This is a genomic window from Methylomonas sp. LWB, from assembly GCF_001856095.1.
GTDB classification, from domain to species: Bacteria; Pseudomonadota; Gammaproteobacteria; order Methylococcales; family Methylomonadaceae; genus Methylomonas; species Methylomonas koyamae_A.
In genome coordinates this window covers 276,841-295,787 of the sequence record NZ_MKMC01000045.1, presented here as the reverse complement: position 1 = coordinate 295,787, position 18,947 = coordinate 276,841, and the positions used below count along the sequence as shown (strand labels likewise).

The 18,947-nt window shown below is 43.8% G+C and carries 16 protein-coding genes; all 16 read left to right on the top strand.

From position 1 onward, the window contains the following. Window positions 1–21: 21 nt before the first annotated feature. The 16 genes from BJL95_RS17575 to yegQ all read left to right on the top strand — a co-directional run bounded on the left by BJL95_RS17575 (window position 22) and on the right by yegQ (window position 18,935). Window positions 22–1,233 (top strand): ABC transporter ATP-binding protein, encoded by a 1,212-nt coding sequence (locus tag BJL95_RS17575; RefSeq protein WP_071159773.1) that lies wholly within the window; start codon window positions 22–24, stop codon window positions 1,231–1,233. Window positions 1,234–1,425: 192 nt separating this feature from the next. Beyond that, window positions 1,426–3,405 carry a class I SAM-dependent methyltransferase gene (locus BJL95_RS24170; RefSeq protein ID WP_217631702.1) on the top strand — a complete coding sequence of 660 codons (1,980 nt, stop codon included), beginning with the start codon at window positions 1,426–1,428 and terminating at the stop codon, window positions 3,403–3,405. Continuing rightward, on the top strand, window positions 3,402–4,358 hold the full coding sequence (locus BJL95_RS17565; RefSeq protein WP_071159769.1) for a glycosyltransferase: 957 nt from the start codon (window positions 3,402–3,404) through the stop codon (window positions 4,356–4,358). Before BJL95_RS24170 ends, BJL95_RS17565 begins: the two co-directional genes overlap by 4 nt. Before the next feature lie 3 nt (window positions 4,359–4,361). Next, a complete protein-coding gene (locus BJL95_RS17560; RefSeq protein ID WP_083386135.1) occupies window positions 4,362–6,119 on the top strand; it encodes a glycosyltransferase family 4 protein in 1,758 nt (585 codons plus the stop codon). A 9-nt stretch (window positions 6,120–6,128) separates the two neighbouring features. Beyond that, window positions 6,129–7,997 carry a hypothetical protein gene (locus BJL95_RS17555; protein WP_071159766.1) on the top strand — a complete coding sequence of 623 codons (1,869 nt, stop codon included), beginning with the start codon at window positions 6,129–6,131 and terminating at the stop codon, window positions 7,995–7,997. An 8-nt stretch (window positions 7,998–8,005) separates the two neighbouring features. Then, window positions 8,006–8,959: an NAD-dependent epimerase/dehydratase family protein gene (locus BJL95_RS17550; RefSeq protein ID WP_071159764.1), complete on the top strand. Its 954-nt coding sequence runs from the start codon at window positions 8,006–8,008 to the stop codon at window positions 8,957–8,959. Then, on the top strand, window positions 8,956–10,122 hold the full coding sequence (locus tag BJL95_RS17545) for an acyltransferase (RefSeq protein WP_071159762.1): 1,167 nt from the start codon (window positions 8,956–8,958) through the stop codon (window positions 10,120–10,122). Before BJL95_RS17550 ends, BJL95_RS17545 begins: the two co-directional genes overlap by 4 nt. Further along, window positions 10,097–11,005 (top strand): decaprenyl-phosphate phosphoribosyltransferase, encoded by a 909-nt coding sequence (locus BJL95_RS17540; RefSeq protein ID WP_217631701.1) that lies wholly within the window; start codon window positions 10,097–10,099, stop codon window positions 11,003–11,005. The genes BJL95_RS17545 and BJL95_RS17540 overlap by 26 nt, the downstream gene beginning before the upstream one ends. Beyond that, complete coding sequence (locus BJL95_RS17535; RefSeq protein ID WP_071159760.1) at window positions 11,002–11,955, top strand: lysylphosphatidylglycerol synthase transmembrane domain-containing protein; 954 nt, start codon at window positions 11,002–11,004, stop codon at window positions 11,953–11,955. The genes BJL95_RS17540 and BJL95_RS17535 overlap by 4 nt, the downstream gene beginning before the upstream one ends. After that, the gene (locus BJL95_RS24165) at window positions 11,952–13,247 is read left to right on the top strand and encodes an FAD-binding oxidoreductase (protein WP_083386133.1); all 1,296 of its coding nucleotides are present in this window, start codon (window positions 11,952–11,954) and stop codon (window positions 13,245–13,247) included. The genes BJL95_RS17535 and BJL95_RS24165 overlap by 4 nt, the downstream gene beginning before the upstream one ends. After that, window positions 13,244–13,999: an SDR family oxidoreductase gene (locus BJL95_RS17530; protein WP_175463744.1), complete on the top strand. Its 756-nt coding sequence runs from the start codon at window positions 13,244–13,246 to the stop codon at window positions 13,997–13,999. Before BJL95_RS24165 ends, BJL95_RS17530 begins: the two co-directional genes overlap by 4 nt. Further along, entirely contained in the window at window positions 13,999–14,628 is a 630-nt protein-coding gene (locus BJL95_RS17525; protein WP_071159759.1) for an HAD-IB family hydrolase, read from the top strand. Before BJL95_RS17530 ends, BJL95_RS17525 begins: the two co-directional genes overlap by 1 nt. A 76-nt stretch (window positions 14,629–14,704) precedes the next feature. Further along, complete coding sequence (locus BJL95_RS17520; protein WP_071159757.1) at window positions 14,705–15,670, top strand: glycosyltransferase family 2 protein; 966 nt, start codon at window positions 14,705–14,707, stop codon at window positions 15,668–15,670. A gap of 11 nt (window positions 15,671–15,681) precedes the next feature. Further along, complete coding sequence (locus tag BJL95_RS17515; protein ID WP_071159755.1) at window positions 15,682–16,563, top strand: glycosyltransferase family 2 protein; 882 nt, start codon at window positions 15,682–15,684, stop codon at window positions 16,561–16,563. Then, complete coding sequence (locus BJL95_RS17510) at window positions 16,560–17,438, top strand: SDR family oxidoreductase (protein WP_071159753.1); 879 nt, start codon at window positions 16,560–16,562, stop codon at window positions 17,436–17,438. Before BJL95_RS17515 ends, BJL95_RS17510 begins: the two co-directional genes overlap by 4 nt. A 141-nt stretch (window positions 17,439–17,579) precedes the next feature. Continuing rightward, window positions 17,580–18,935 (top strand): tRNA 5-hydroxyuridine modification protein YegQ, encoded by a 1,356-nt coding sequence (gene yegQ, locus BJL95_RS17505; protein ID WP_071159750.1) that lies wholly within the window; start codon window positions 17,580–17,582, stop codon window positions 18,933–18,935. Window positions 18,936–18,947 lie beyond the last annotated feature (12 nt).

The window sequence follows — 18,947 nt, the reverse complement described above, 5'->3', positions numbered from 1 at the left end:
TTAATAATTCGCTATTTGAGTATGTCTGATATCGCCATTAAAGTTGAAAATCTCAGTAAGTGTTATCAGATATATAATCAACCCCATGATCGGTTAAAACAATCGATCTACCCGCGCCTGCAACGATTAATCGGACAACAACCTAGACAATACTTTCGCGAGTTTTGGGCGCTGAAGGATGTGTCTTTTGAAATCAAGAAAGGGGAAACGGTTGGCATCATCGGTCGTAATGGTAGTGGTAAATCAACATTGCTACAAATGATCTGCGGCACGCTTAATCCGACGAGCGGCAATATTCAAACGCAAGGGCGCATAGCCGCGTTACTCGAACTGGGTTCCGGGTTCAATCCGGAATTTACTGGGCGGGAGAACGTTTATATGAATGCCGCTGTGCTTGGATTGAGCAAAGAAGAAATCGATGCTCGCTTTGATGACATTATTGCCTTTGCCGATATTGGCGAATTTATCGAGCAACCCGTAAAAACCTATTCCAGTGGCATGATGGTCAGGTTGGCGTTTTCAGTCGCTATCAATGGGGAGCCGGAAATTCTCATTGTTGATGAGGCGCTGTCGGTAGGTGATATCGCGTTCCAAAATAAATGTATAGAGCGTCTCAAATTTTTGACGAGTAGAGGGGTTACGATCCTTTTTGTCTCGCATGATCTGAGTACTTTGCAGATGATATGTTCGCATGTTTTTTGGCTAGACAAAGGGCATCTCATTGCTCAGGGTGATTCAGTGCAGATTGCTCAAGAATATTATGTCCAACTTCTAGGTAATGCGGCACCGGCAGCTATTTCGCAGATTCAGCAGCAAAAAACCGGTAAAGCTTATTTTACCGAAATCAGTCTGTCAGCTAGTCAAAATGCCGGAAATTATTGCCCTGGAGGAAATTTTACTATTCGGTTCCGCCTGCAAGCAATAGAAGATTTGCCGATGCAAGTGTTTGGACTTAGTGTTTATCGTGCCGATGGTGATTGGTTAATTGGACTAACTAGTCTCGATAAAGGTATGCTTTGGCCCGCCTTAGCTACTGGTGAGGAGTCTTGTGGAGAAATTGACTTGTCACCTTTATGCTTAGCGCCTGGCGACTATTATCTGGCTTTAGGTGCTTATTCGCCTGATTATAGTTTATGCTTGGCATTGACGGACGCTTATCTTCGATTTTCAGTGCGTTCCAATCTACCTTCATGGGGGAAGCTTATCCATCCCTGTACATGGACGGTTGTGTAATTGAAATATTTCTTCATATTCATGAGATATTAATCAAACCTCATACATGAGAGATAAATAGCTGCTGACCAAGTCCTATATTTCAAGTAATACATCGAAGAATATTGGGCGGCCGGTAAAGTCCTGGCATAAAAACCTCAAGCTCTCTTGCCTGAATTATATTTTTCTAAGTAAATAATGATCACAAAGCCTTTGAATGACCGTAAAGTTCACGCTTGCCCCATCTGTATGCATCGAGATTCTATCATTCAACTTTGTCTGGTGGATAATTTTCAGATACTTACTTGCGAAAATTGTAATACTGATTTCGTTGATAACCCGCCAACGTCCGAAGAGCTAACTGCTTATTACAACCGACCTGAGTGGTTTGAAGGAGGGGAGCATGGTGGTTACGATAACTATGATAGCCAAACTGAAGGTAGTCTTATTACCTTCCGATCATTGCTAGAAGAATATGCAGGGCGAACAGGTTTGTCTGTGCTTGATATTGGTTGTGGCTATGGCAATCACTTGGCTCTGGCTGCTCGTTTTGGTTGGAAATGCTTTGGAGTTGAGCCAAGCACACATGCACGTCAAGTGGCGTCATCACGGCTTGAAGGCGCCGCGATGATTGTCAGTTCGCTTTCTGAACTAATTCCACATGAGTTTGATTTAATACTGATGTTTGATGTTATCGAGCATGTGTGTTCCCCATACGAATTGTTTTATGATCTATTTTCTATGGGAGCAATTGTTCCAAAAACTCGGGTTATAATTACCACTCCCAATGCGGGCTCAAAGTTAGCTTGTGACAATCCAGTGCAATGGGAATATAGACATCCGCCTTCACACTTGGTTTTTTATACTGCAAATTCACTTCGGTTTGTGCTAGAAAGGCTACAGTTTACTAATATTTTGGTAAAAGGTAGTCATCCAATTGATGGCTCGAAAAATGATGATGATTTTCTTTCATTTGCTGGATTAGAAGCGCAAGCGCTTGGCAGTAATTTTACAGAGTTTATGCGTGAACGATATGTGCCAGGAACTTGGTCAAAAGTGGCCCAATACGAGCACATTCCTCGTTATAAGTTTGCATGTTTATTTGCACAAGGGAAAAACGTTTTAGATTTTGGTTGTGGTACTGGATATGGTGCCGCAATGCTTTCGGAAGTGGCTGAAAAAGTAATAGGTTTAGATATAGATATTAATGCCAATAAATGGGCATGCAATACGCATTATAATTCTAATTTGAAATTTCATTTGTGTGACGATTTAGGTGAGGGGTTGAAATCAGGCTCCTTCGATCTGATAACTTGTTTTGAAATGATTGAGCATGTAGATCAGATTACGCAAACTGCCACAATCAAAAGCATTTCTAGATTGCTTCAAAGCGACGGTATTTTAATAATATCGACACCTAATCCTGAAGTAACGCAATTATATGGTGAAAATCCTTATCATCTCAGAGAAATGAATGAGCTTGAGTTTGTTGAAATACTTGCGGAGCATTTTTTATACATTAAAGTCATAAATCAAAAGGTTCTCTTAGGTATATCATTCGAAGAGCAAGAGGCTATTATATCATATAAAAACATAGCTAATGATTGGCATGATTCAAGTAACAATGGGGTTAAGCCATTAGCGTTTTTAGCTATTTGTTCGAATGCATGTCTGCCAGATATTTGCTCATTCGTAACTTTTGAAGATACTGATTACATTCGTGAATTCACAAGTAAGGAGAATGTGATAAATGCTTCACGGTCTTTAGTCTATCAGACATCAGTTAAGCTGTCTTCTGAATTATATAACTATCGCTCGCAGGCAGCAGAATTTAGCCGACAGGTTGCCTCGTTACAAAATAAATTGGAAAAGGCTCAGTCCCATATTGAATATCAGGCTATTGAAAAAATCGAACTACAAAGTGAACTGCAAGAATATGGCGAACAGGCTGCCGAGTTTTCCCGTCAAATAACGGCGCTACAAAATGAAATGGAAAAGGCCCAGTCGCACATTGCATATCAGGAAAATGAATTGAAAAAGGCTCAGTCGCAAGTCGCACAACAGGCTAGTGAACTCCTTCGTATCACTTCAGAGCGTCTGCATGAATTATCCAGCATCTATTTTTTATGGAATCAATTGATTGGGCTTGTATTAGCAAGAGTTACTGGAAAATTTGAAGGAAAAGCAAGATGATTCATTCTGATGGTAATTCTTTACTTTGCTCTATCGTTATACCCACAAAAAATGGCGGCGCTCTTTTTAAGAGTGTCATTCAGAAATTAGCCACTCAAAAACTTTGGTCGCAAGTTGAATTAATTGTCATCGACTCTGGGTCGACGGATGATACTGTTGATATCGCCCGTGCGTCGGGCGCAAGAGTATTTGAAATTTCAGCCGAGGAGTTTAATCATGGTGCGACACGCGATTTTGGAATATCGCTTGCCACAAGCGAGCATGTCATTCTTCTGGTTCAGGATGCCGTTCCATATGATAATGAATTGATAAATGCAATGTTGGCACCATTTGGCGATTCAGAGGTTGCCGGAGTTTATGCTCGCCAGTTACCTCAACTGAATGCCGATTCACTCACTAAACGTAACTTAAATTGTTGGCTTACTGGGCGAACAACTGCAGAAGTTCGTAAGATGAAAAGTCTTGAATGGTATGAATCGTTGGAACCGATTGAAAAATACTTTTTCTGCAATTTTGATAATGTCTGCTCTTCCATCCGAAAATCGGTATGGAAAGAGCATAAGTTTGGCAATATAAGCTTTGGGGAAGATATTGATTGGGCTGAAAGAATACTAAAGTCCGGTAAAAAAATTGTTTATGAACCTAAAGCAGTGGTTGTGCATTCTCATGAAAGATCTATTGCATATGAGTTCAAGCGAACATATGTATGTCATCGAAAGTTATTTCAACTATTTGGATTGCAACTCGTTCCTAATTTGTGGATAGCCATGAGATCATGGCCAAATCATATTTGGCAAGATGCAAAATATATAGAATCTCAGGAAGATGAATTGCCAAAGAAGCTTCGGGTATTGATAAAAATTCCCATATTAAGTTTGTTAAGTGTTCTAGCCCAGTATTATGCTGCAAAGGATGAAATGGCTAGTAAAGTTCGTAAAATTAATGGAGTTTAAATTTTGAAATTTCTTCTTACGGTCCATCAATTTTATCCCGAATATTTTTCCGGTACAGAAGTGCTGACCTATAGTGTCGCGCGGGAATTATTGGCTCGTGGTCACGAAGTATCAGTATTTACGGGCTATCCAGCGCGGGAATTGATGACTGATGCGCGACGTTTTGATAAATACGAAATTAATGGCATACAGGTATACCGTTTTTATCATGGATTTGTGCCAATGGGGCAGCAGCAGGTTGTGTCAGAAATTGAATATAATAATCAATTGGCGGCGTCTTATTTTAAAGGTCTACTCAATGAATTAGCGCCAGATATTGTCCATTTCTTTCATTTTTCAAGGCTTGGTGCAGCGTTGGTTGATGTAATTAGGCAGTTAGACATCTCCGCTTATTACACACCAACCGATTTTTGGGCGGTGTGTCCCACCAGTCAATTGTTACTTGCAGATGGTCAAACATGCTTAGGCCCCACATCTCAAGGCGGTAATTGTATCAAGCATGTGGCTATGATTACACATTGGAGACACTATTCCTCTATTGTTCATTATTTGCCCGATGGCATGATAGATAAGATCGCTGTCCTTGCAAAATCAGGTCTTAATATAAATTTCCCTTTCAGTCGTGAGATTGCAGCACTTAGTGGCAGAAAACACTTTAATATCGAACGGCTTAATGCTCTTCAAGGTATCGTTGCTCCAACAAAACTAATGGCTGATGTTTTGACAAGCAATGGGGTGAAGCCGGAACTGATTACGCAATCAGCTTATGGTATCAATATTACAGGATTCGAAGATTTCAATCGTTCGTATTCTGTCGATCGCTCTGTCACAATTGGATATATTGGCACTCTCGCTCCTCATAAGGGATGTCATATTCTGATTGATGCATTCACAAGGCTAGAACGTTGTGGAATGTCTTTAAAAATTTATGGCAACCCCAAGGAGTTTCCTGAATATGTGGCTGGCTTATATTCAACTGCAAAGGGTAATGATTCTATTGAGTTTTGTGGAACTTTTCCGAATAATCAAATAGCTGATGTTTTGTCGGGTATTGATATTTTGGTTGTGCCGTCTGTTTGGTACGAGAATACTCCGCTGGTTGTCTATTCAGCTTTGGCGGCTAAATGTCCGGTGATTGCCTCTGATTTTCCGGGAATGTCAGAAGTGGTGAGAGATGGATGGAATGGTCTGTTATTCGAGCCGAGTAACAGTATAGCGCTTGCCGACTGTTTTAAACGGTTGTATCAAGAGCCTACGTTGCTGATTAGCTTGAGCGATAATTGTCAATCTCCGAAATCCATCGCTACTTACGTCGATGAACTGCTTGATCTGTACGAGAAGAAGCAGCATGCGCCTAAATTTCCACTGGTGGGACAACAAGAGCTTGACGCCTATATACCAGCTAACCAGGGAGGTTATGTCGTTGGTTGGGCAAGCATCGGTGCAAATGCACCAAAGCGAATTGGTTTGATCAGTAATAATCAAGAAATAGGTAAGACAACACAATTTTTGCCTAGGCCTGACGTTCGAGATGGATTAAGAAATTCTGGTGTGAAGATTGACGCGATTAATTTGGGGTTCATTATTAACCTTACTCAAACAGTAGATGGCGATTTAACTTTCTTACAGATTGAGGCCATGGATGGTAACACGTATTGCGTTCCCTATGAATCGCTCCAGATTGGGCAATCTGTTTTTCTTGAAAGCCAGTTATGGCTTGGGTTGGATCAAGAATACTTAATACGGAATATCATAGAATGACCTTTTATCATGAATTTACAAACTAATCGTATATCCTCGCTGCAAATACTCGCCTTGTTTTCCGGCATTGTTTTGGTGTTTCTTTTTGCCATGCATAGTCGGTTAGGATTGGAAGTGGCCGATGATGGTGCTTTCTTCCTGCGTTACGCAGAAAACATGCTAAAAGGCCAGTTTTGGGTATGGAACTCTGGCGAAGCGCCGGTGTGGGGCGCCTCTGCCCCTCTGTACCCGTTGATTGTTGCAATCCCGATGGCGCTAGGGCTGCCACCGGAGGCGGCTATTGTTGCCTCCGGGTTAGCCTGCGCATCTGTTAGCCTTGCGGCGACAGTGTTGATGTTGGGTCACCGATTTGGAGTCATCGTCGGTTTGGCTTTCTTGCTTTTTTCCGCACTGGATACCGGAATAATGTATTTTTCCGGTGCCGGCTTGGAAACTCCGCTTACTTTGGCTTTACTGACGTTTGCATTGTGGACTTTGTTATACGAATCACCTGCTTGGGGTGTTGGGCTGGCTGCAGGCCTATTGATGGTCAATAAACTGGACTTGGTACCTGTTGGCGGCTTGCTGTTATTGTCTCATTGGCTGCAAGACAAAAGATTTCCTAAAGTCGCTGTCATAATTGCTGCCGCTATCGCTCTGGCTTGGTATGGCTTTGCCTGGTGGTATTTTGGTGCGCCGGTACCCAACTCATTTTTAACTAAGTCGTTGCATCAAGATAACCAACCTAAAATTATCGACTGGACTTGGTTTGCAGGTTTCGTGTTTTGGGTTGGAATTCATAAGTGGTTGACAGGGTTATCCGTGTTTACTCTGTGGCGTAAAAGTCGTGAGTTACTGCCACTTATGGTTTTTTTGGGAGGTATATTGATTGTGCATTTGGTAGCCTATACCATCAAATATCCTTTTGAGCCATATAATTGGTATGCGATGCCTGCACTTTTTACGCTTTTGGTTGCTGCATCAATTGGATTGGGATTGCCAGTAAAAATAGGGGGTTATTACTTTTTGGGTAGAGCCTGGGGGGCAAAAATCATCGCCGTGTCGTTTTTGATTTTAATCTTTTTCGCAACTATTCGTTCTGAAATATTTGGGACTACAAATATCAAGATGTTTGCCTCACATCATGAATTTGATCGAGCTGAGGCTGGGCGTTGGGTTGCGGAAAATACACCGGATACTTTTGTTGTATATACGATGTGGGGTAATCCAGCTTATTATTCGAAGCGAAAAGTATTGGATGGCTCTTTTCTCAATAGAAAGTTTGAGGATGCTGATTTAATAAAAAAATATCATCCGGAAGTGCTTATATTGCAAAATAATCCCGGCAGTACACCGATGAATCCAGTATTTGCCGCGACCAAAGGGGAAAATTATAGAGTTGTAAAGGTATTTGATAAGACTTATTCGGCTGGGATGGATTATTTTTTTGTTGTGCTCGTGCGTGAGGATGTTTTGGGCAAGGTTCGCAATATCGATCCACCACGCGATTTGATGCCATTTGTGAGTAATATTCAACTCGGTGACCAGTTCGGTATTTTAAAGCCACAAGGCCTTGAGACATTATTTGTGCATCCTGGGGCTGTGACAGCAACAAGTTTTCAATTCGACGCAAGTGGTTACTTGAGGGATGTCGAGAAAAAAGAGCTTTATATTCGTGCCGGTATTGCACCTAATATCCCAGAGGCCGCAATAAAGAGGGGGGCTGGTAATGTTCATATTCGTATCCTGCAGAATGAAAAACCTCTAGTTGACGACATTATTAAAGTGGGTGAACCGATTCAGCGTAATTTTCCAATCGCTGAGGGCCAATTTTTGTTGTTCGCCGTAGATAATAACGGTGGAGCCGATACCGATTGGCTGTTGCTTTCAATTCATTAAGGCATAACATGAATAATCCTAAGCGTTGCCTGGTCCTTGGTGGTCGTGGTTTTATTGGGTCTCATTTGGTTGATGCCTTGTTGGTTCGTGGTCACTTTGTACGTTGTTTCGATAGGCCGCATATAGCACCTCTTCCAGAAGCACAGATTTCGGATGCCAATTTTGAACTGTTTGAAGGCGATTTCGTCAGTGACGCCGATATCTCCGAAGCTGTTGATAGCTGCGAAGTTTGTTTTCACCTAATTTCCACGACTTTGCCTAAATCTTCCAATGCCGATCCTATATTCGACGTCGAGAGCAATGTTGTCGGCTCGTTACGCTTACTATCCCATTTGGTTCGGTCGGGCACCAAAAAAATTATTTTTGTATCTTCTGGTGGCACGGTGTATGGGATGCCAACCCAATTGCCAATTCTGGAAACGCATTCTACTAACCCGATGTGTTCCTACGGCATCACTAAATTGACGATTGAAAAATATCTTGGATTGTTCAAGGAATTGCATGGACTTGATTACACGGTATTACGTATCGCCAACCCATTTGGCGAACGACAGCGGACGCACGCGAGTCAAGGTGCAATTGCAGTTTTCTTAGGTAAAGTTTTACGCGGTGAGCCAGTGGAAATTTGGGGCGATGGTTCGGTGATTCGCGATTACATCCATATTGACGACGTCATTGATGCTTTGCTGGCGGCTTTGAATCATTCTACCAGTCAAAATACGTTCAATATCGGATCTGGTTGTGGTCACAGCCTTAATGAAGTGTTGGATGCAATTGAACGAGTGACTAGGCGAACTGCGAATCGCCATTATTTGCCGGGCAGGCCATTTGATGTACCTAAAAGCGTTCTGTCGATTCAGAGTGCGGAAGACGAGTTAGAGTGGGTCCCTCGCATTAATTTTGCAGATGGTTTGAGACGATTTGCTAATTGGATCGAAAAAAATGAAGGGTTGCAAAAATGATTGTGAAACCAGTTCGGCTTGAAGCGCTAACTTCTATGCGGTTCTTCGCATCCGCCGCTGTCGTGTTTTTGCATTCAAGACCATTTTTTGAGACAACCAAGAATTTGTACGCAGAAGCGCCGCTGCATTATGGCGTTACTTTTTTTTTCGTACTTTCAGGTTTTATTCTAACTTATGTTTATCGTGATTTGCAGCCAGTTGCTAGGGTTGATTTCTGGATTGCTAGAATTGCCCGTATTTGGCCTGCGCATATTTTCGCATTATGTTTGTTTCTACTGTTGATTCCCTCTGAACAGTGGACTTGGGATGGGGCAAATGTTCCTGCTGTCACTATGTCAAATCTCTTTTTATTACAATCAATTATTCCTATACCAGAATATTATTTTTCTTACAATGGTGTGTCTTGGAGTGTTTCAACAGAGGTTTTTTTCTATGTTGCGTTTCCGTACTTGATTATTAATTTTTCTAGTACATGGTTGCGAAAGCTGCTGTTATCAATGAGCATTGTTTTAATTATTTTGTCTGTGTCTTGCTTGTTTGATTTGCCGTCTTTTTCGCCTGATAAGTTTTTGGATGTTACATCTCATGGCATGATATATATCAGTCCATTGACAAGAATATTGGAATTTATTATAGGTATGGCTGCTGCGAGTTTTGTGATTGAATGTCGTTGGATAAATATTATTTGCAAATTTAATAATAAATGGGTGATTTATACTTTATTTGAAGTGTTGGCCTTGTTGTTGGCTTTATATATGGCGACATACTTAAGTCGTGTTGCTGGAGCGTTTGGTGGTAAACTGGAAACGCCGCTGGTTACCTGGGTGATGCATAGTTCTGGTGCGATATTTTTCGCCGTTTTGATTGCTGTAATATCGATGCAAAAGGGTCTTATATCTAGTTTTCTTAAATATAGGTTGTTTGTGGTTTTTGGTGAGATTTCATTTTCTCTTTATTTAATCCATCAGGTTTTAATTAGATTTTATGTGAGTAATATTGGGTTGTTTTATAATGTTCCTGATTTATTTAGAGTTTTTATTTATTGGTTGTTGTGCTTGATGTTTTCTTTTATCATATGGAGATTTTTCGAGGTTCCTGTAAGGGAGTATTTGCGGACATCCTTGTCGAAGATTTATCATGCTGCATTTGCTCCTCAAAGCTAATTTAAATTTGATGACCCAACTAATCCTTTTGTTGCGACCTCATCAATACGTCAAGAATTCATTTGTCTTGCTCGGTGTAGTATTTTCACATCAATGGGATAATGCTACATTGATTTTGGCGGCGCTGGCTTTTTTTGCCTTTTGCTGCATGGCAAGCGCTGTTTATGTTTTGAACGATATATTGGATGTCGAGGAGGATCGTCAGCATCCAAAGAAACGCTATCGACCGATTGCCAATGGCACCATTGCGGTGCCAACCGCATGGGGACTGTTCTCTATACTGACCGCAGCGTCGATTTTGCTAGGGATTGGTGCGGGCAAATTAATGCCGGTAATGTTAAGCATATACCTTGTTCTAAATTTGGCCTATTCGCTACGGCTTAAACATGTGGTGATCTTGGATGTTTTTGTTATTTCGACCGGTTTTATGTTGCGAATTTTGGGCGGCACATTGGGATTAGGTATTGCTCCGTCCCATTGGCTTTTACTATGCGGTTTGATGCTGACTCTGTTTTTAGGCTTTGCTAAGAGGCGAGCGGAGTTGTTAATGCTAGAATCCTTCGGAGAGTACAGTCGAGCGACTACCAGGCGCGTATTAGATGATTACAGTCCGATCATGCTAGAACAATATATTGCCGTGAGCGCGGCTTGTACGATTTTGAGTTATGGCTTGTATACGGTAAGTGACAGTACAATAGCCCTACACGGTTCAGATAAACTGGTTTATACCGTACCTTTTGTGGTTTATGGTATTTTTCGCTATCTGTTTTTGTTACATCATCGCCAACAAGGCAATGATACGGCAAAAGATCTTTTAACGGATCGGCATTTACTATTTACCGTTTTGGGTTGGTTTGTCACCTGTGTTGTAGCTCTTATATGAGTGAGTTACTACTTTCTGGTTGGCGTTACCGGGCCGTTATCATCTCTATTGTTATAGCAGCTTTAGCTTATTTGGGGTTTTCCTTATGGGCAGGCTTTAATGATGTCATGGCTGCATTGTTACAGGTTGGTGCGGTCGGCGTATTATTGATGTTGGGATTATCTCTCACTAACTATTTCTTGCGTTTTTTGCGATGGCAGTTGTATTTGCGTTCATTGGGTTACCAAGTGCCTTGGCTGGTCAGTTGGCGTATTTATCTCGCCGGTTTTGCGTTAACCACAACCCCTGGCAAAGCAGGTGAGGCATTGCGAGGAGTTTTTTTAAAAAGGTGGGGAGTTCCTTATATCCACAGTTTGTCGGCATTTTTAAGTGAACGATTATCTGATCTGGTAGCTATCCTATTATTAGCTTTGCTTGGCCTTAGCCTATATCCTCAAATGCAGGGCATTATTGTAGTTGGAGCTAGCGGGGTTATGGTTGGATTCCTTTTTTTATTGTTGCCTGCACCTATCAGATGGTTAGCATGCTGGGCGAAAAGGGGAGAGGGGTATTTTCGGAGATTCGCTTTACATCTTTCCAGGATGCTGAATGATGCTAGGGCTTGCCATACACTGAAAATGCTCATGGCTGCAACTTTACTGAGTATTGTTGCTTGGATGGCGGAAGCTTTAGCTTTTAATTGGATGTTAATTCAGTTGGGATTTGATGTGCCGATAGTTTTTGCGATTTTTGTCTACGCAGTTGCGATGCTTGCCGGGGCACTGAGTTTTTTGCCAGGTGGATTGGGTGGTACAGAGACAGTGATGGTGGGTTTATTGATCTGGAAAGGGGCCGGATTCCCTGAAGCGGTGGCCGCTACCGTTTTGATTCGACTGACGACTCTTTGGTTTGCCGTCATTCTTGGTGCAATTGCACTTGTGATGAGCCGTCACGAAGAGAAAGTTATATGATTCCATTATCCTGGAACCGCTGGCCTAGGGTTGATCATCGCAAAATCATTTCTGTCAATGATAGGTCGGTTCCCTTGCCATTTTGTGAAGGAAGCTTGCTCGCTCATGGTAATGGTAGAAGTTATGGCGATGTTTGTTTAAACGAAGCAGGTAATTTGTTGATGACTCGCGGGCTTAATCGCTTTATGGTTTTCGACCGGACAACTGGGCGTTTACAATGTGAGTCAGGTGTTTTGCTCAAAGAAATACTGGATCTAGTAGTTCCGCAGGGTTGGTTTCTTCCAGTAACACCTGGCACCCGTTTTGTTACGGTCGGTGGGGCAATTGCCAATGATGTGCATGGCAAAAATCATCATTCAGCTGGGACATTCGGCCATTATGTATGTAGTCTGGAGTTACTTAGATCAGACGGTCAGCGTTTGCTTTGTGGTCAAGAGGAAAATAAGCAATGGTTCGCTGCTACAGTTGGAGGGCTTGGTCTAACCGGATTGATAACATGGGCAGAATTACAGTTGATGCCAATCTCCAACGCTTTTATGTGGGTTCAGCCTCGTCGTTTTTCTAGTTTGAGTGAGTTTTGGGCTATCAATGAAGAAGCTGAACAGCGTTGGCCTTATACCGTAGCATGGATAGATTGTTTGTCCGGTACTAAGGATAATGTGCGAGGAATTTTAAGTGGTGGTGCACATGCGCCTGCTCAGGCTGAATTACCTTGTTTCAAGGAAAAATCACGCCACATGCCTTTAACTCCTCCGCTGTCTTTGGTTAATTCGTTGAGTCTACGTGCCTTCAATGCCTTTTATTACCATCAGCCTATCAAATCAGGGATAACTTTAGATCACTTTGTACCCTATTTCTATCCATTAGATGGATTGTTGGACTGGAATCGTGTTTATGGACGTAGAGGTTTTTTTCAATATCAATGCGTGCTTCCACTAGAAAGTAGCAGAGATGGGATATCGAAGCTTCTGCGTCGAATTGGAGCGAGCGGGCAAGGATCGTTCTTGGCTGTTTTGAAGACATTTGGCTCTAAACCTTCTGCTGGTATGTTGTCATTTCCTCGCGAAGGGGCGACGCTAGCGTTAGACTTTCCAAACTTGGGAGAGGCAACCCATCGCTTATTTCAGGAACTTGATGCAGTTGTACGAGATGCAGGTGGAGCGCTCTATCCAGCTAAAGATGCACGTATGCCTTCTGATTTATTTCGCGCTGGTTACCCGCTTTGGGAAAAATTCAGTACTTTTGTTGATCCCGGTTTTTCATCCAGCTTTTGGAGAAGAGTAAATTCATGATTCCTATGCAACGCACAGTCATTTTTGGTGCAACCTCAGCTATTGCGCAAGAGGTTGCACGGCAACTTGTTGTTAGAGGGGGGGCTCTTTATTGCATCGGTCGTAATTCTGCTAAGTTGGATGCATTGCTCGCGGATCTGCGTGTGCGGGCCGGATCAGGGCAAGTTATTGGAGGTGAAGAGGCTGATTTGAATGATCTTACAAGACACGAGAGTTTATTGTTATCCGCAGAAAAAGCATTAGGTGGTTTAGATGCGCTGCTTGTTGCACAAGGTAGTCTCTCAGATCAGAAGTCGTGCGAGGTCTCTCCGGACTTAACCGTGCGAGAATTCAATACTAATGCATTGAGTGCTATTTCTATTTTGACCTTGGCCGCTAATAAGATGGAAGCCCAAAAGGCCGGGGTTTTAGCGGCGATTAGTTCAGTGGCGGGGGATAGGGGGAGGCAGAGTAACTATGTTTATGGCGCAGCTAAAGGAGCACTCACTATTTTTATGGAGGGATTGCGCAATCGGCTAACCAAAGTCGGAGTTAGTGTAGTGACTATAAAACCTGGCTTCGTTGATACTCCAATGACGGCTTCGTTTGATAAAAATGGTGTTCTCTGGTCGAATCCAGAAATCATTGCTCGCGGCATTGTTATTGCCATGGAAAAAGGGAGCGGCGAAGTATATTTACCTGGTTTTTGGCGCTTCATTATGTTGGTAATTCGGCATATTCCATCGCGCATGTTTAATAAAATGAGTTTGTGATGGCTAAGGTTGCTTTTTTTGATTTCGATGGGACTCTTACTCGGCGCGATTCTTTGCTTCCATTTTTGCGATTGGTAGCTGGTACCCCCCGCTTTGTCGGACGTATGGCGTTATTAAGCCCTGTGTTAGCAGCTTACGCAATCAATTTGATAAGAAATGATGTGGCTAAAGAACGGGTTCTTTCTTATTTCCTTGAAGGCATGGAGCAAAAATCACTACAGCGCTTAGGTGCGAATTTTGCGAATGAGCGATTGCCGGACATGTTGCGTCTGGCAGGTGTTGAGCGGTTACGTTGGCATCAAGATCAAGGTCACACATGTGTTTTGGTTAGTGCCTCACTCGACGTTTATTTGACACCTTGGGCTAGTAAAATTGGTTTTGATGACTGGATTACTTCCAGTTTGGAAATTGATGATGCAGAGCGAATAATTGGAAGATTGAATGGCGGTAATTGCTTTGGCGAAAAGAAAGTGCATCGCATTAGAGATTGGCTGGCGAACAAAGAATTTTCGTATTCGTATGCGTATGGTGACAGTAGCGGCGATATACCCATGTTATCCCTTGTTAATGAAGGATACCTATTAAACGATGGGGAGTTTTCTTTGATTCATCAAGTAAAGAGACCTTAAAAAGTGAGCCAAAAGGGTATGTCGTATAGATATTGGATGGCTGAATGAAGCTATACTGCTTAATCCTCAATAAAAGATGAGCCATAAAGTTTCAGTAATCATTGTCAATTGGAACGGAGACCGTTTTCTCGAACGCTGCTTGTCGACATTGCTGGTTCAGTCAATTATGCCGCACGAGATTATCTTGGTCGACAACGCCAGTTCCGACGCTTCACTTAACATTGTACAGTATTTTTCGACGGTTAAATTATTACCGCAAAATGAAAACCTAGGTTTTGCTCGTGGGAATAATTTAGCTATCAACATCATCAGTCCTGACTCGGAGTGGATTGCTTTACTTAACCCGGATGCGTTTCCTAATCCAGATTGGCTGGAACGTCTGTTAGCTGCGGCCGATTCCTATCCTGAGGTTTCTGTATTTGCCTCTCTGCAAATGTGCGATGATAATGCGGAGGTTATTGACGGTGCAGGAGATAGTTATCATGTTAGCGGGTTGGTTTGGCGCGATCATCATGGTGGATTGATTTCTCCAATGGATCGAGAGAATAAGCCCGTTTTTAGTCCTTGTGCTGCAGCCGCATTATATAGACGGCAAGCCTTGATCGATGTTGGAGGGTTCGATGAAGATTTTTTCTGTTATGTCGAGGATGTGGATTTAGGATTTCGATTGCGTTTAGCCGGACATCAGGCGATGTTGGTAGGGGATGCTGTTGTGCGCCATGTGGGGGCTGCATCCACCGGAAGACAACGCAGTGATTTTTGTGTATATCATGGCCACCGTAATTTGGTTTGGACATTCGTTAAAAATATGCCGGGGTTGTTGTTTTGGTTGTTGTTACCAGTCCATCTTGCGCTTAATTTAATATCCGTCGTTTATTTTTCAATCGTCGGACAAGGGGGAGTGATTCTCCGTGCAAAATATGATGCTTTGAAAGGTGTGTCTAAGATGTGGCAAAAAAGACAAATTATTCAAAGCAGGCGTATTGCCTCGCTAGCCGATATTTGGCGGGTCTTGGATAAGCGTATTTTACCTTTTAAGTAAAAGATAAACTAATGACAGAATCCATTGACGCGATTGTCGTCAATTACAATGCAGGTAACCTATTGCAGACTTGTATAGCGTCTTTGAATGTCTGCCCGGTGGTTTCTAAAGTTATCGTGGTTGATAACTTTTCCCATGACGATAGCCTGAGGGCCATTCAGCATTTACCCGGTGTGCAAATAATTAAGAATAATAAAAACTTTGGTTTTGCCGCAGCCTGTAATATGGGCATTGAGAAAACCGATGCGGATTATTTGTTATTTCTAAATCCCGACTGCTCATTTTTGCCTGGTACTATGTCGCGAATAGTAGAGCATATGCGTGCTGATAGTGCCATTGGCATGGCTGGCGGCGTTTTGATTAATCCGGGGGACGGCACGGAACAGGCGGGTGGGCGGCGAGCGATTCCCACTCCATGGCGCTCATTTGTCAGGGCATTTGGTTTGCACCGGTATGCCAATCGTTGGCCTCGCCTGTTTTATGATTTTTGCTTGCACGATGAGCTGCTGCCGGGCGCCCCGGTTGCAGTGGAGGCGATTTCCGGTGCTTGTATGTTGGTTAAGCGGGAGGCAATCGACGATGTCGGTCTTTGGGATGAAGGTTATTTTCTGCATTGTGAAGATCTGGATTGGTGTATGCGCTTTCGTCAGAAAGGTTGGAAGATACTTTTTATTCCTGATGCAAAAATAATCCATCAGCAGGGTGCTTGTAGTCGCTCTCGGCCGTTTTTTGTCGAATGGCATAAGCACAAAGGTATGCTGCGTTTTTACCGAAAATTCTTCCGGCATCAGTATCCTGGGATTTTAATGTGGTTGGTTACATTCGGTGTATGGTTTAGGTTTTTTCTGGTAGCAGGGTATTATTTAGCCAAGCGAATGTTGGATAAGCTGTGACAATTTTGGCAAACAGTGTTTCTGTCGGTGTTTTGGGGGCGACGAGTCACGTTGGTAAGGCTTTGTTATATGAGTTAGTTGAACTAGGTTTTCCCGTGTTCGCCTTTTCCCGCCGGGTTTCTAATGCTTGTGATAGTAATGTGCGCTGGGAAAATATTTCACAGCTTTCTGACGCTCGCGAGTGCATCATTCCTTACTGGGTTAGTCTCGCGCCTATCGCAGTTCTTCCTGGTTATTTTGATGCGTTAATGGGTTGTGGTGTGAGGCGCATTGTGGTGTTGTCGTCCACTAGCCGTTTCAGTAAGGCTGAATCGTCGTCGCTCGGGGATCGTCAGTTAGCGCAAAGCTTTATTGATTCAGAGCAAAAGCTTCGATTTTGGGCTGAACAAAATAATATTGAGTGGGTAATTTTGCGACCTACATTAATTTATGGCTTGGGAAGAGATAAGAATGTTTGTGAGATTATTCGACTGATTCGTCGTTTCCGTTTTTTTCCATTGTTCGGAGATGCCCAAGGGTTGCGTCAGCCAATACATTGCAGGGATGTCGCGATTGCATGTTGTAATGCGTTAGCTTCTTTCGAAGCGACAAATAAGGATTTTAACCTATCAGGTGGCGAGACTTTGAGCTACTGTCAAATGGTGGAGCGTTTGTTCCGGTTTATTGATTGTACGCCGCGCTTCATCAAGGTGCCAACAGCGGTGTTACGCGGTATGCTGCGCCTGCTACGACTTTTGCCGCGGTATCGCAATTGGACTTTTTCAATGGTGGAGCGCATGGGACAGGATTTGGTTTTCGATCATTCGGAAGCGACGCGACATTTAAATTTCACCCCGCGGGTTTTCAAGTTAGATAAAGAAGATTTGCCGCGCTAGCCGGAATTAACCCTGGATGGGTGATGGTTTGCTTGAGTAGCGGCATAGTGAGTTCGGTCGGCTCTTGTGTGCCCGGTTGTATCGATATTTCTCTGGGTTATTTTGGTAGAATGAGGGCCGTTTATTCTCAATTGACCATCAATGAAACACGTCGAACTTCTTTCCCCGGCCGGTACGATTCGGAACATGCGTTATGCGTTCGCGTTCGGCGCCGACGCGGTTTATGCCGGGCAGCCGCGTTACAGCTTGCGGGTGCGCAATAACGATTTCCTAGCGGACAATCTGGCGAAGGGGATAGCCGAGGCACATGCGATCGGCAAGAAATTTTATTTGGCGGCGAACGTCATTCCGCATAACGCCAAGGTGAAGACTTTCGTCAAGGACATGCAACCGATTATCGCGATGGGGCCGGACGCGCTGATCATGGCCGATCCAGGCCTGATCATGATGACCCGCGAACAATGGCCTGACGTGCCGGTGCACTTGTCGGTCCAGGCAAATACCGTGAACTATGCCAGCGTCAAATTTTGGCAACGCATGGGCGTGGAGCGGATCATTCTGTCGCGGGAATTGTCGTTGGACGAAATCGCCGAGATTCGCCAGCAATGTCCCGACATGGAGTTGGAGGTGTTCGTGCACGGTGCGTTGTGCATCGCCTATTCCGGGCGTTGCCTGTTGTCCGGCTATTTCAACCATCGAGATCCCAATCAGGGGACTTGTACCAATTCCTGCCGTTGGAAATACGACACCAAGCCGGCCGACGAAACCGCCGAAGGCGATTACGTGTTGGCGGACAGGCCGGTGTTGTCGATGAACGATCTCAGCCAGGGCTTGAGTAGCGCGAGCTGCGGTGGTGCCGAGCGTCATCCGCTGGCCGATCAGATTTATTTTCTCGAGGAAGAAGGTCGGCCCGGCGAGTTGTTGCCGGTCATGGAGGACGAGAACGGCACTTACATCATGAACTCCAAGGACCTGCGCGCTATCGAACACGTGCAGCGTTTGGTGGAGATCGGCGTGGATAGCCTGAAAATCGAAGGGCGGACCAAATCGCATTTTTACGTGGCGCGCACCGCGCAGACCTACCGTCAGGCGATCGACGACGCGCTGGCCGGCCGGCCGTTTCAGCCGCAATTGCTGGGTGTTCTGGACAATCTGGCCAGTCGGGGTTACACCGATGGTTTTTATCAGCGTCATCATACGCACGAGCATCAGAATTATCTGTCCGGTTATTCCAAGAGCCATCAGCAACAGTTTTGCGGCGAAATCACCGCCTACGATTCCGACACCGGTCTGGCCGATGTCAGCGTCAAAAACAAATTCGCGGTTGGCGATCGGTTGGAAATGATTTTGCCGGGCGGCAATCGGGATATCGTTGTTGATCGGATGTTGGATAAATACGGCAATCCGATGCAAGAGGCCTTGGGCGGCGGTTACGAAGTGCGAATTCCCTTGCCTAGCGAAGACTGTCGCTACGGCTTGTTGGCGCGTTATTTTTGATGGACTTGGAGG

Bases quoted from the DNA above. Each gene is read 5' to 3' on its own strand.
- BJL95_RS17540 (WP_217631701.1), top strand. From the start codon at position 10,097: ATGCTGCATTTGCTCCTCAAAGCTAATTTAAATTTGATGACCCAACTA.
- BJL95_RS17515 (WP_071159755.1), top strand. From the start codon at position 15,682: ATGACAGAATCCATTGACGCGATTGTCGTCAATTACAATGCAGGTAAC.
- BJL95_RS17535 (WP_071159760.1), top strand. From the start codon at position 11,002: ATGAGTGAGTTACTACTTTCTGGTTGGCGTTACCGGGCCGTTATCATC.
- yegQ (WP_071159750.1), top strand. From the start codon at position 17,580: ATGAAACACGTCGAACTTCTTTCCCCGGCCGGTACGATTCGGAACATG.
- BJL95_RS17555 (WP_071159766.1), top strand. From the start codon at position 6,129: ATGAATTTACAAACTAATCGTATATCCTCGCTGCAAATACTCGCCTTG.
- BJL95_RS17565 (WP_071159769.1), top strand. From the start codon at position 3,402: ATGATTCATTCTGATGGTAATTCTTTACTTTGCTCTATCGTTATACCC.
- BJL95_RS17530 (WP_175463744.1), top strand. From the start codon at position 13,244: ATGATTCCTATGCAACGCACAGTCATTTTTGGTGCAACCTCAGCTATT.
- BJL95_RS17575 (WP_071159773.1), top strand. From the start codon at position 22: ATGTCTGATATCGCCATTAAAGTTGAAAATCTCAGTAAGTGTTATCAG.
- BJL95_RS17525 (WP_071159759.1), top strand. From the start codon at position 13,999: ATGGCTAAGGTTGCTTTTTTTGATTTCGATGGGACTCTTACTCGGCGC.
- BJL95_RS17545 (WP_071159762.1), top strand. From the start codon at position 8,956: ATGATTGTGAAACCAGTTCGGCTTGAAGCGCTAACTTCTATGCGGTTC.
- BJL95_RS17550 (WP_071159764.1), top strand. From the start codon at position 8,006: ATGAATAATCCTAAGCGTTGCCTGGTCCTTGGTGGTCGTGGTTTTATT.
- BJL95_RS17520 (WP_071159757.1), top strand. From the start codon at position 14,705: ATGAGCCATAAAGTTTCAGTAATCATTGTCAATTGGAACGGAGACCGT.
- BJL95_RS24165 (WP_083386133.1), top strand. From the start codon at position 11,952: ATGATTCCATTATCCTGGAACCGCTGGCCTAGGGTTGATCATCGCAAA.